The sequence below is a fragment of the Geodermatophilus sp. SYSU D01105 genome, assembly GCF_054050095.1.
In genome coordinates, this window is the sequence record NZ_JBJGYR010000028.1 from 43,331 (window position 1) to 55,578 (window position 12,248).

The 12,248-nt window shown below is 74.6% G+C and carries 11 protein-coding genes; 7 read left to right on the forward strand and 4 right to left on the reverse strand.

Annotation, left to right across the window (positions count from 1 at the left end; all coding sequences use genetic code 11):
• The first annotated feature begins 2 nt into the window (after nucleotides 1–2).
• The 4 genes from ACI79I_RS21470 to ACI79I_RS21485 all read left to right on the forward strand — a co-directional run bounded on the left by ACI79I_RS21470 (nucleotide 3) and on the right by ACI79I_RS21485 (nucleotide 5,544).
• The gene (locus tag ACI79I_RS21470; RefSeq protein WP_456994351.1) at nucleotides 3–1,661 is read left to right on the forward strand and encodes an FAD-dependent oxidoreductase; all 1,659 of its coding nucleotides are present in this window, start codon (nucleotides 3–5) and stop codon (nucleotides 1,659–1,661) included.
• A 73-nt stretch (nucleotides 1,662–1,734) separates the two neighbouring features.
• Nucleotides 1,735–3,168 (forward strand): ATP-binding protein, encoded by a 1,434-nt coding sequence (locus ACI79I_RS21475; protein ID WP_456994352.1) that lies wholly within the window; start codon nucleotides 1,735–1,737, stop codon nucleotides 3,166–3,168.
• A 258-nt stretch (nucleotides 3,169–3,426) separates the two neighbouring features.
• Nucleotides 3,427–4,950 carry an MFS transporter gene (locus ACI79I_RS21480; RefSeq protein ID WP_456994353.1) on the forward strand — a complete coding sequence of 508 codons (1,524 nt, stop codon included), beginning with the start codon at nucleotides 3,427–3,429 and terminating at the stop codon, nucleotides 4,948–4,950.
• Between the two features lie 138 nt (nucleotides 4,951–5,088).
• Nucleotides 5,089–5,544, forward strand: a complete 456-nt coding sequence (locus ACI79I_RS21485; RefSeq protein WP_456994354.1) for a response regulator — start codon at nucleotides 5,089–5,091, stop codon at nucleotides 5,542–5,544.
• A gap of 409 nt (nucleotides 5,545–5,953) precedes the next feature.
• Here ACI79I_RS21485 and ACI79I_RS21490 read toward each other — a convergent pair whose 3' ends face one another.
• The 4 genes from ACI79I_RS21490 to ACI79I_RS21505 are packed head-to-tail and all read right to left on the reverse strand — an operon-like array spanning nucleotide 5,954 to nucleotide 9,909.
• The gene (locus ACI79I_RS21490) at nucleotides 5,954–6,577 is read right to left on the reverse strand and encodes a LutC/YkgG family protein (protein ID WP_456994355.1); all 624 of its coding nucleotides are present in this window, start codon (nucleotides 6,575–6,577) and stop codon (nucleotides 5,954–5,956) included.
• A gap of 19 nt (nucleotides 6,578–6,596) precedes the next feature.
• Nucleotides 6,597–8,087 (reverse strand): LutB/LldF family L-lactate oxidation iron-sulfur protein, encoded by a 1,491-nt coding sequence (locus ACI79I_RS21495; protein WP_456994356.1) that lies wholly within the window; start codon nucleotides 8,085–8,087, stop codon nucleotides 6,597–6,599.
• 32 nt (nucleotides 8,088–8,119) lie between these two features.
• Nucleotides 8,120–8,893, reverse strand: a complete 774-nt coding sequence (locus ACI79I_RS21500; protein WP_456994357.1) for a (Fe-S)-binding protein — start codon at nucleotides 8,891–8,893, stop codon at nucleotides 8,120–8,122.
• On the reverse strand, nucleotides 8,890–9,909 hold the full coding sequence (locus ACI79I_RS21505; protein WP_456994362.1) for a LacI family DNA-binding transcriptional regulator: 1,020 nt from the start codon (nucleotides 9,907–9,909) through the stop codon (nucleotides 8,890–8,892). The genes ACI79I_RS21500 and ACI79I_RS21505 overlap by 4 nt, the downstream gene beginning before the upstream one ends.
• Nucleotides 9,910–10,056: 147 nt before the next feature.
• Between ACI79I_RS21505 and ACI79I_RS21510 the strand changes: the two genes are divergently transcribed.
• The 3 genes from ACI79I_RS21510 to ACI79I_RS21520 form a co-directional block, all read left to right on the forward strand.
• Nucleotides 10,057–10,419: an L-rhamnose mutarotase gene (locus tag ACI79I_RS21510; RefSeq protein ID WP_456994358.1), complete on the forward strand. Its 363-nt coding sequence runs from the start codon at nucleotides 10,057–10,059 to the stop codon at nucleotides 10,417–10,419.
• Nucleotides 10,416–11,582 (forward strand): L-rhamnose isomerase, encoded by a 1,167-nt coding sequence (gene rhaI, locus ACI79I_RS21515; RefSeq protein WP_456994359.1) that lies wholly within the window; start codon nucleotides 10,416–10,418, stop codon nucleotides 11,580–11,582. The genes ACI79I_RS21510 and rhaI overlap by 4 nt, the downstream gene beginning before the upstream one ends.
• A 53-nt stretch (nucleotides 11,583–11,635) precedes the next feature.
• Nucleotides 11,636–12,248 (forward strand): class II aldolase/adducin family protein (locus tag ACI79I_RS21520; protein ID WP_456994360.1); only part of this gene is annotated, 613 nt, incomplete at its 3' end.

Below are 12,248 nucleotides of genomic sequence, written 5' to 3' on the forward strand. Positions count from 1 at the left end.
TCATGGGCAGACCGGTCCTGCTCAGCGTGGACGACGACCCCGGGGTGTCCCGCGCCGTCGCCCGCGACCTGAGACGCCGGTACGGCGAGGACTTCCGGGTGCTCCGCGCCGCCTCGGGTGACGAGGCGCTGGAGGCGCTGCGCGAGCTGAAGCTGCGCGGCGACCCGGTGGCGGTGCTGCTCGCCGACTACCGGATGCCGGGGATGAACGGTATCGAGTTCCTCGAGCGCGCCATGGACCTGTTCCCCCGTGCCCGCCGGGCGCTGCTGACCGCCTACGCCGACACCGACGCCGCGATCTCGGCGATCAACCTCGTCGACGTCGACGCCTACCTGCTCAAGCCGTGGGACCCGCCGGAGGAGAAGCTCTACCCGGTGGTCGACGGCATGATCGACGCCTGGCGGGCCGCTCCCGACGCGGGGTTCGAGGGGGTCAAGCTGGTCGGCCACCGCTGGTCGGCGCCCTCCTTCCGGGCCCGGGACTTCCTGGCCCGCAACGCCGTGCCCTACCGCTGGTACAGCGCCGACGAGCCCGAGGGGCAGCGCATCCTGGCCGCCGCCGGCGCGGGGGTGGACGACGTCCCGCTGGTGGTCACCTCCGACGCGCAGGTCCTCCGGCACCCGAGCGAGGCCGAGCTGGCGGCCGTCGCGGGCCTGGACACCGAGCCGCGCGAGGACTTCTACGACCTGGTTGTCGTCGGCGGTGGCCCGGCCGGCCTCGGGGCGGCCGTGTACGGCGCCTCGGAGGGGCTGCGCACGGTCCTGGTCGAGCGCGAGGCGACCGGCGGGCAGGCGGGGCAGAGCAGCCGGATCGAGAACTACCTCGGCTTCCCGGACGGCGTCTCCGGCGGCCAGCTGGCCGACCGCGCCCGCCGGCAGGCCGTGAAGTTCGGCGCCGAGCTGTTGATGGCCCGTGACGTGGTGGCACTCGAGGCGCACGGGCCCAAGCGGGTGCTGCGGCTCGACGACGGCCGCGCGGTCGCCGCGCACGCGGTCGTCCTCGCCACCGGCGTCTCCTACCGCAGCCTCGGCGTGGCCGGCGTCGACGACCTCACCGGCCGCGGCGTGTACTACGGGTCGGCGATGACCGAGGCCGCCGAGTGCTCCGACCGGGACGTGTTCATCGTCGGCGGCGCCAACTCCGCCGGCCAGGCCGCGGTGTTCTTCTCCCGCCACGCGCGCTCGGTCTGCCTGCTGGTGCGCGGGCCGTCGCTGGAGGCCTCGATGTCGGCCTACCTCATCGAGCAGGTCGCCGGGATCCCCGCGATCAGCGTGCGCACCTGCACCACCGTGGACGCCGCCCACGGCGACGGGCACCTGGAGGCCATCACCGTCCGCGACGCGCGTGACGGCGGGACCGAGACGCTGCCGGCCAGCCACCTGTTCGTCTTCATCGGCGGCGCACCGCGGACGGGCTGGCTCGACGGCGCCGTCCAGCGCGACGACCGCGGGTTCATCCCGACCGGGCCGGCGCTGGTGCAGGACGGGCAGCGCCCGCCGGGCTGGTCGCTGGACCGCGACCCCTACCTGCTCGAGTCCAGCCTGCCGGGCGTGTTCGTCGCCGGGGACGTCCGGTCGGACTCCGTGAAGCGGGTCGCCTCCGCCGTGGGGGAGGGCGCCATGGCGGTCACGCTCGTGCACCGGTACCTGGGGGAGAGATGACCGAGCTCGCGAGGTCATCCGGAGGCACAGCACGACCCGGCACGGGTCCGACGAGCGCCGGCGAGGAGGAGACGTGACGACCGCGGCGAGCCGGCTGTCCCCGGCCGAGCTGCGCGAGCTGTTCCTCTTCGCCGACCTCGACGACGAGCAGCTGGCGTGGGTGGCCCAGCACGGCGACGTGGTCGAGTGCCCGGCCGGCTCGGACGTGTCGGTGGAGGGCGAGCCGGCGACGTGCTTCTACGTCCTGCTGGACGGCGAGATGACCATGGTCCGGTTCGTCGGTGGCGCCGAGGTCGAGACCATCCGCACCTCCCAGCGGGGCGTCTACTCCGGCGCGGTGCAGTTCTACATCGGCGAGCGGATCGCCCAGACCTACCCGGGCACGGTGCGGGCGGTCACCGACTGCCGGTTCCTCGCGCTGCCCGCCGCCGAGTTCGAGGCGGTGTTCCGGCGCTGGTACCCGATGGCGGTGCACCTGCTGGAGGGGCTGTTCTTCGGGCAGCGCAACATCGCCGAGCTGGTCAGCCAGCGGGAACGGCTGCTCGCCCTCGGCAAGCTCTCCGCAGGCCTCACCCACGAGCTGAACAACCCCGCCGCGGCGGCGTCGCGGGCGGCCGCCTCGCTGCGCGAGCGCTTCGCCGGCATGCGGCACAAGCTGGCCCTGCTCTCCACGGGCACGCTCGACGCGTCGGTGCTGCGCGCGCTCACCGACCTGCAGGAGGAGCTCGTCGCCCGGGTGGGCAGCGCCGCCGAGGTGAGCGCCCTGGAGCGGGCCGACAGGGAGGACGAGCTCGGCGACTGGCTCGACGAGCACGGGATCGGCGGGGCGTGGGAGCTGGCCGGCGTGTTCGTGCCGGCGGGGCTCGGGCCGGACGACCTCGACCGGGTGGCCGCCGCCGTCCAGCCCCCGGCGCTGGAGGCGGCGCTGCGCTGGCTGGCCTACACGGTGGAGACCGAGACGCTGATCGGCGAGATCGCCGACAGCACCAGCCGCATCTCCGCGCTGGTCGACGCCGCCAAGCAGTACTCGCAGCTGGACCGGGCGCCGCACCAGCCCACCGACCTGCACGCCGGCCTGGACGCCACGCTGGTGATGCTCAGCGCCAAGATCCCGCCCGGGGTCACCGTCGTGAAGGAGTACGACCGGTCGCTGCCGGCGGTCCCCGCCTACGCCGGCGAGCTCAACCAGGTGTGGACCAACCTGGTCGTCAACGCCCTCGACGCCATGGCGGGGGAGGGGACGCTCACCCTGCGCACGGCCCGGGACGGCGACTGTGCCGTGGTCGAGGTCGCCGACACCGGCCCGGGGATCCCCGAGGACCTCCGCCGCCGCGTGTTCGAGCCGTTCTTCACCACCAAGCCGGTGGGGCAGGGCACGGGCCTGGGGCTGGACGTGTCCTGGCGGATCGTCGTGAACCGGCACGGCGGCGACCTGCGGGTGCAGTCCCGGCCCGGCGACACCCGGTTCCAGGTGCTGCTGCCGCTGGTGGAGGCCCCCCGCGGCTGAGGTCGGGCCCGTCTGGTGCGACCGACCGCCGCGATCACGGACCTGGGGACGGGACACGCCGCCGTCCCCGGGTGTGTCGCGACCCCAGGTCCATGATCGTCGGCCGGTACGGAGTCGGCCGGCACGGGCTGGGGTGGCACGGGCCGCGAGCCGGCCAGGGCCGAGGGACCCTCCCGGCAGCCCCGGCCGGGACGACGCAGAATCGGGGGCGGAGGGCGAGCGACCGGCCCGCCTCCGCCCTTCCCCGGAGGCGCCCGCGTGACCACCCAGCCTGCTGCCCGCTCCGGCGCTCCCGCCGCCGACGACGGCTACCAGCCGGACCCGCGGCGCTGGCGGGCCCTGTGGGTGACCCTCGTGGTGGGCTTCATGAGCCTGCTCGACGTCAGCATCGTGTCGGTCGCGCTGCCGTCGCTGCAGCGCGACCTCGCAGCGTCGCCGGCCACCGTGCAGTGGGTCGTCTCGGGGTACGCGCTGACCTTCGCGCTGGCGCTGGTCCCAGCGGGGCGGCTCGGTGACGCGCTCGGCCGGCGGCGGCTGTTCCTGGTCGGGCTGTCGCTGTTCGTCGTGTGCAGCGCCGCGGCCGGAGCCGCGCCCACGGTCGGTCTGCTGGTCGCCGCCCGGCTCGCCCAGGGGCTGGCCGCGGGGTGCCTGGCGCCGCAGAACTCGGGGCTGATCCAGCAGCTGTTCCGCGGAGCCGAGCGCGGCCGGGCGTTCGGCCTGTTCGGGGCCACGGTGGGCATCTCGACGGCGGTCGGTCCCGTCGTCGGCGGGCTGATCCTGGCGCTGGCCTCGGGCCCAGGCGGCTGGCGGTGGATCTTCTACGTCAACGTGCCGATCGGTGTGGTGGCGTTCGTGCTGGCCTGGCGGCTGCTGCCCCGCGGTGGGACCGGACGGCACGGTGGCATCGACGTCGGTGGCGTCCTGCTGCTCGGCGTCGGGGCGCTGGCCGTGCTCCTGCCGCTGGTGCAGGCGGAGGCCGGCGGGCTGGCCCGGCTGTGGTGGCTGTTCCCGGCCGGTGCCGCGGTGCTGGCCGGGTTCGTGGCCTGGGAGCGGCGGGTCGTCGCGCGCGGCGGGGAGCCGGTCTTCGACCCGCGCCTGGTCACGCAGACGCAGGGCTACGCCATCGGCGCGGCCCTGGCCACCGTCTACTTCGTCGGGTTCAGCGGCATCTGGCTGGTCTTCGCCCTGTTCTTCCAGATCGGCCTGGACTACACCCCCCTGCAGTCGGGCCTGGCGGTGACCCCGTTCGCGCTCGGTGCCGCGGCCTCGGCGGTGGTCGCGGGGCGGCTGGTCGAGCGGTACGGCCGCGCGATCACGGTGGTCGGGCTGGCCCTGGTGATCACCGGCCTGGTCTCCGTGGCGGCCGTGCTGCTCACCGTCCCGTCGAGCGCGGCCGGGTGGGCGACCGCGCCGGCGCTGCTGGTCGGCGGGATCGGCGGTGGCTGCGTGATCTCCCCGAACATCACCATGACCCTGCGCGACGTCCCGGTCCGGATGGCCGGCGCCGCCGGCGGCGGGCTGCAGACCGCCCAGCGCTTCGGCGCCGCCATCGGAACCGCGGCCCTGCCGGGACTGTTCTACGTCGTCCTCGGCACCACCGGCGAGGACTACCCGACGGCGGCGGCCGCGGGGCTCGCCGTGGCCGTCGCCGGGATCGGCGCCGCCCTCGTGCTCGGGGTGGTCGACCTGCGCCGCAACCGCCGGCGGGACGCCGCCGAGGAGGCCGAGCGCGACGACGCCGACCGCGAGCACGCCGACCACCGGGGCCACGCCCACCCCTGAGTCGAGGGTCAGCCGACCCCAGAGGGTCGGTCGCCAGGGTCGCCGCGCCGCCCACTCCCGGTGAGCTCCGCAGTGGCGCACGCCCTTGGCCTGGGCGGCGTCATGGGAGCGGCGCCGGGGCGTCTCCAGGGCGTGACGATGAGGCTCATCCGGCCCGCGACGCCCGTCGACCCGCCGCGCGCGCCGGTCACCACGCTCCTGGTGGGTGACGCGCACCCGGTCCTGCGCTGCGTCCTGCGCGACTGCCTGGACGACGTCGACGACATCGCCGTCATCGCGGAGGCCGAGACCGGGGACGAACTCCTCGAGGCGGGCCTGCGCGCCCGCCCGGACGTCGTCCTCGTGGACCCGGAGCTGCCCGGCACCGACCCGCTGCAGGCAGCGTGCGAGCTGCTCGACGCCGCCCCGGCCACGCGGGTCGTCGTGCACGCGCGCTGCTTCAGCCTGGTGACCTTCCACCGGGCCCGGCGCCTCGGCGCCGTCGGCTACCTGATCAAGGGCGCCGACCTGGTCGACCTGCCCCAGCGGATCCGCGACCTGGCCACGGGCGGCACCGCGTGGACCCCGCGCGCGGTCCGCGAGTTGGACGTGTGATCGTCAGGCGACGATGCCCACGGTCGCCTTCCGGACGGTCTGCTCCTCGCTCGCCGGCGCTCGCTGCGATGCTCCCGGGCCCGTCAGGCGACGATGCCCACGGTCGCCTTCCGGACCCGGTCTGCTCCTCGCTCGCCGGGTTGACGGCTCGCCTCCGCGCTCGCTCCGCTCCTCGCTCGCTGGCGCTCGCTGCGATGCTCACTCGCTGTCGGCTCGCTGGTGCTCGCTGCGATGCTCCCGGGCCCGTCAGGCGACGATGCCCACGGTCGCCTTCCGGACCCGGTCTGCTCCTCGCTCGCCGGGTTGACGGCTCGCCTCCGCGCTCGCTCCGCTCCTCGCTCGCTGGCGCTCGCTGCGATGCTCACTCGCTGTCGGCTCGCTGGTGCTCGCTGCGATGCTCCCGGGCCCGTCAGGCGACGAGGACGACGACGAGCGTCCGCGGGCCGTGCACCCCCTCCACCCGGGAGAGCTCGATGTCACTGGTCGCCGACGGGCCGCTGACCATGGTGAGCGGCGCGGTCGGCTCCAGCCGGGCCAGCGCCTCGGGCACGCCGCCGACGACCTGGCCGGCCTCGACCACGCACACGAGGCAGTCGGGCAGCAGCGACAGCGCCCGGCGACCGGACGGCGGTGAGCCGTCGAGGACCAGGGTGCCGGTCTCGGCCACGGCGACGGCGACCCCGGTGACGGTGGCGGCGAACGCGGCCAGCTCGACGGCGGGCCGGCCGTTGTCCTCAGACACGCCCTCGGGCCGCCAGCCACCGGGGACCCCCGGCGCGACGACGACGTCCGCGGGCGACCACCCGGCGCCGAGCCCGGCGTCCAGCGCGCCGGCGACGGTGGCGGCCACCGCGTCCGGAGCGCAGCGGAGCACCGCCGCCTTGTAGTCCTCGAGCCGGTCGGTCAGGACGTCGAGCAGCGTCCCCACCGGTCGCTCGTCGCTGGTCCGGTAGTGCCGGTGGACCTCCGGGACGCCGCGCCGCTCGCCCAGCGCGGTGCGGATCCGGCCGAGGACCTCCTCGCGCGCGCTCACTCCGCCTCCTCGCGCTTGCTCACGACCGGCCCCCGTGCTCCCGGGCCCACTGCTGGGTGAAGGTCTCCCGCGGCGGGGCGGGCAGGTCCCGGCTGCGGGTCCACCCCGACAACGGCGGCGGCAGCGCGGGGGGCAGCGTCGGCCGGCCGCGGGCCAGGAACCGGCCGAGACCGGCGGCACGCTGGGCCAGCCGCCACAGCCGCGGCCGCGACATCGCCGTCGCGAGCGTCCGGAAGGCCGCCGCCTCCGGCGTGACCCTCTCCTGCGCCTCGACGTGCTCGGCCCGCAGGTGCACCAGGATCGACGGGATGTCGATGGCCACCGGGCAGGCGTCGTAGCAGGCGCCGCAGAGCGAGGAGGCGTAGGGGAGCGAGGCGTTGTCCTCGACCCCGGTCAGCTGCGGGGACAGGACCGCGCCGATGGGCCCGGGGTACACCGAGCCGTAGGCGTGCCCACCCGTGCGCTCGTAGACCGGGCAGACGTTCAGGCACGCCGAGCAGCGGATGCAGTGCAGCGCCTCGCGGCCCACCTCGTCGGCGAGCACCGCCGTCCGCCCGTTGTCGAGCAGCACCAGGTGGAACTCCTGCGGGCCGTCGCCGGGGGTGACCCCGGTCCACATCGAGGTGTAGGGGTTCATCCGCTCGCCGGTGGAGGACCGGGGGAGCAGTTGCAGGAACACCTCGAGGTCGCGCCAGGTCGGCACCAGCTTCTCGATGCCCATGACGGTGATCAGCGTGTCGGGCAGGGTCAGGCACATCCGGCCGTTGCCCTCCGACTCGACGACGGCCAGGGTGCCGGTCTCGGCGACGGCGAAGTTGGCGCCGCTGACCGCCACCCGGGCGCGGAGGAACCGCTCGCGCAGGTGCGCCCGCGCGGCCATCGCCAGCCGGCGCGGCTCGTCGGTCAGGTCGGCCCCGGCACCGGGCTCGGCGAACTGCGGCATGGTGCGCAGGAAGATCTCGCGGATCTCGGCGCGGTTCTTGTGGATCGCCGGCACGAGGATGTGCGACGGCGCGTCGTCCCCCAGCTGCACAATCAGCTCGGCCAGGTCGGTCTCGTGCGCGGTGATCCCGGCGGCCTCCAGCGCCTCGTTGAGGCCGATCTCCTGGGTGGCCATCGACTTGACCTTGACCACCTCGTCGGCACCGGTCGCCTGCACGAGCCGGGTGACGATCGCGTTGGCCTCGGTGGCGTCGCGGGCCCAGTGCACCGTGCCGCCGCGCGCGGTCACCTGCCGCTCGAGCTCCTCGAGGTGCTCGTCGAGGCGGGCCATGGTCGCGGTCTTGAGCGCCTTGCCGGCCTGCCGCAGCTCCTCCCAGTCGGGCACCTCGCCGACGACCGCGGCCCGCTTGCGGCGGATCGTGCCGGTCGCGTGGCCGAGGTTGGCCCGCAGCTGCCCGTCGCGCAGCGCGTCGCGGGCGGCGTCCGGGAAGGGCCGGTCGCCGCGCAGGTGGCCCACCCCCCGGGGCGCGGTGGGCAGGCCGAGGAAGGTCGGCGCCGGCGGGGGCACCGACTCGTGCATAGGCGGGGGAGACGTCGTGGTCACGCGGGCACCGCCGGCTTCGTCGTCTGGTGGGGGCTCACGGCCTCTTCGGTCGAGGCGAGGATCTCGGCCAGGTGCACCGTCCGCGTGCCCGAGCGCAGCCGGGAGAGCCCGCCACCGATGTGCATCAGGCAGGAGGCGTCGCCGGCGGTGCAGACCTCGGCGTGCGTGGAGAGCACGTTGGCCATCTTGTCGGTGAGCATCGCGGTCGAGGTGTCGGCGTTCTTGACCGCGAAGGTGCCGCCGAAGCCGCAGCACTGGTCGGCGCCGGGCAGCTCGACCAGCTCCAGCCCGCGGACGGCCCGCAGCAGCTGCAGCGGCCGGTCGCCGACCCGCAGCAGGCGCAGCGAGTGGCAGGTCGGGTGGTAGGTGACCCGGTGCGGGTAGTAGGCGCCGACGTCGGTGACGCCCAGGACGTCGACGAGGAACTGGGAGAGCTCGTAGGTGCGGGCGGCCAGCGCCTCGGCCTCCTCGGCCAGCGCGGACTCCCCGGCCCGGCGGGCGACCATCGCCTGCTGGTGGTGGATCGACGCCACGCAGGAGCCGGACGGCGCGACCACCGCCTCCGCGCCGGCGAACGCCCGCACGTGGTTGGCCACGATCGGCACCGCCTCGCGCCGGTAACCGGTGTTGACGTGCATCTGCCCGCAGCAGGCCTGCCCCGGCGGGACGACGACCTCGTGGCCCAGCCGCTCCAGCAGCGTCGCGGTGGCCATCGCCACCTGCGGCGCCATCGTGTCCACCAGGCACGTGGCGAACAGCGCCACCCTCATCCCGTCTCCTCCCCGCCGCGCACCCTGCTCGACTCCCGCACCACCAGCTCGGGCTCGAACACCGGCTGCTCGTGCCGGTGTCCCGCGCGCGCCTCGTCCAACAGCAGCTCGGCGGCCCTGCGGCCGAGGAGCTGGCGTGGCTTGCGGACCGACGTCAAGGGGACGGCGGCCGCCGCGGCGAACTCGATGTCGTCATACCCGACGATGGCGAACTCGTCGGGGACCCGCACGCCGGCACGCACCATCTCCTGCAGCACCCCGAGCGCGAGGAGGTCGTTGGCGCACACGACCGCGGTGGGGCGGTCCGCCGCAGGGAGGGCGAGCACCTCGGCCGCGGCCTCCCGGCCCCCGGCCACGGTGAGCTCCTCCGGGGAGAGCACCGTCAGCTCGGCGTCCGGGGCCGCGCCCACGGCCGCCGCCACGCCGGAGTGCCGCTCGTGCACCTGCGGCAGGCCGGAGTGCCCGCCGACGAAGGCGATCCGGCGGTGCCCGCACTCGAGCAGGTGCCCCGCGGCCAGCCGGCCCCCGAGGACGTCGTCGGTCGCGACGGCGCACTGGTCGGTGTCGGGAGCCCGCCGGTCGACCAGCACCACGGGGACGCCGCGCCCGCGCAGTGCCGCCAGCTCCGGGGTCGGCTCCGCCGTCGGCGTGATGAGCACCCCCTGGACCCGCTGCTCGGCGAGCACCGCGAGGTGCGCGGCCTCCTTGTCCGGCCGGTCGTCGGAGTTGCACAGGATCAGCGCCAGCCCGGCGGCGTTGACGACGTCCTCCACCCCGCGGGCGACGTCGGTGAAGAACGGGTTGGCGATGTCCAGGACGACCAGGCCGACCGTGCGGCTGGAGCCGGCCCGCAGCTGGCGGGCCGACTCGTTGCGGACGAACCCGAGCTCGGCGATCGCGTCGAGGACCCGGCCCCGGGTGGCGGCGCTGACCAGCTCCGGCCGGTTGAGGACGTTGCTGACGGTGCCCACCGAGACACCGGCGCGGCCGGCGACGTCCCGGATGCTCGCGGTCAGCGGTCCTCCTCCAGCGGGTGTCGTCGCTGGTCGCCCAGCCCGTCTTGACGCATTCCTACCGCACTGGCTATGGTCTGCACCACACCGGTGTGAAACGTTTCACCGGCCGTCCCGGCGACGAGGCCGGGCGGGACCGCCGGAGGACCCGTGCCCCGCGTCTGCTTCACCCTCCAGGTCCGGCGCGACCGGCTGGCCGAGTACCGCGCGCGGCACGCCGCCGTCTGGCCGGAGATGCTGACCGCCCTGCGGGACGCCGGCTGGCGGGAGTACCAGTTGTTCCTCCGCGACGACGGCCTGCTCGTCGGCACCGTGCTGACCGACGACCTCGCCGCGGCGCAGGCCGCGGTGGACGCCGCCGCGGTGAGCGCCCGCTGGGAGGCCGAGATGGCCCCCTTCTTCGAGACCGGCGACGGCCGCGGCAAGGCCACCCTGGACCTCGTCTTCGACCTCGACGCCCAGCTGGCCGCGGCCGGCGAGCCCACCACGGCACAGACAGGAGACCGACCGTGACCACACCCCGCACCCGCGCCCTCGAGGCCCTGGCGCAGCAGACGATCGAGCTGCCCTCGTGGGCGTTCGGCAACTCCGGCACCCGGTTCAAGGTCTTCGGCCAGCCCGGTGTGGCCCGCGACCCCTTCGAGAAGCTCGAGGACGCCGCGCAGGTGCACCGGTACACCGGTGTCGCGCCGCGGGTCTCGCTGCACATCCCGTGGGACCGGGTCGACGACCCCGGCAAGCTCGCCGCGCACGCCGCCGACCTCGGCGTCCGGATCGGGGCGATCAACTCCAACCTGTTCCAGGACGACGACTACAAGCTCGGGTCGCTGACCCACCCCGACGCCGCCGTCCGCCGCAAGGCGATCGCGCACCACGCCGAGTGCGTCGAGGTCATGCGGGCCACCGGCTCGACCGACCTGAAGCTGTGGCTCCCCGACGGCACCAACTACGCCGGGCAGGACGACCTGCGGGCCCGCCAGGACCGGCTGGCCGAGTCCCTGCAGGAGGTCTACGCGCTGCTCGACCCGGGCATGCGGCTGCTGCTGGAGTACAAGTTCTTCGAGCCGTACTTCTACGCGACCGACATCCCCGACTGGGGCACGTCGCTGGTGCACTGCCTGGCCCTCGGCGAGCAGGCGCAGGTCGTGCTCGACACCGGGCACCACGCGCCGGGCACCAACATCGAGTTCATCGTGGTGCAGCTGCTGCGGGTCGGGCGGCTCGGCGCGTTCGACTTCAACTCGCGCAACTACGCCGACGACGACCTCATCGTCGGCTCGGCCGACCCGTTCCAGCTGTTCCGGATCATGAACGAGATCGTGCAGGACGGCGCGCTGCTCGGTGCCGGCGTCAACTTCATGCTCGACCAGTGCCACAACATCGAGAAGAAGATCCCGGGCCAGATCCGCTCGGTCATGAACGTCCAGGAAGCCACCGCCAAGGCGCTGCTGGTCGACCGCGACGCGCTGCGTGCGGCCCAGGTCGCCGGTGATGTGCTCGGCGCCCACGGTGTGCTGATGGACGCCTTCAGCACCGACGTCCGGCCGCTGCTCGCCGAGCTGCGCGAGTCCCAGGGCCTGGACGGCGACCCGTCCGCGGCCTTCGCCCGGAGCGGGTACCAGGAGCGCATCGAGCGCGAGCGCGTCGGCGGCCAGCAGGCCGGCTGGGGCGCCTGAAGACCGACCGCTCACCGCGAGAACACCCCGGAACCCCCGAGAGGACACCAGACGTGACGAACCCCGTGGTCAGTGAGTTGATCGAGCGGAGCAACCGGTTGGGTGGCGATCCGCGGAACACCAACTACGCCGGGGGGAACACCTCGGCCAAGGGCAGCGCGGTCGATCCGGTGACCGGGGGTCCGGTGGAGCTGTTGTGGGTGAAGGGTTCCGGTGGGGATCTGGGCACGCTGGCCGAGGCGGGGCTGGCGGTGTTGCGGCTGGACCGGTTGCGGTCGCTGGTGGAGGTCTATCCGGGGGTGGAGCGGGAGGACGAGATGGTGGCGGCGTTCGACTTCTGCCTGCACGGCCGGGGTGGGGCGGCGCCGAGCATCGACACCGCGATGCACGGGCTGGTGACCGCCGCGCACGTGGACCACCTGCACCCCGATTCGGGGATCGCGCTGGCCACCGCCGCCGAGGGGGAGGCGCTGACCCGGGAGTGTTTCGGCGATCGGGTGGTGTGGGTGCCCTGGCGGCGGCCGGGGTTCCAGCTGGGCCTGGACATCGCCGCGATCGCGGCGGAGAACCCGCAGGCGATCGGCTGCGTCCTGGGCGGGCACGGGATCACCGCGTGGGGTGCGACCTCCGAGCAGTGCGAGGCCCACAGCCTGGAGATCATCCAGA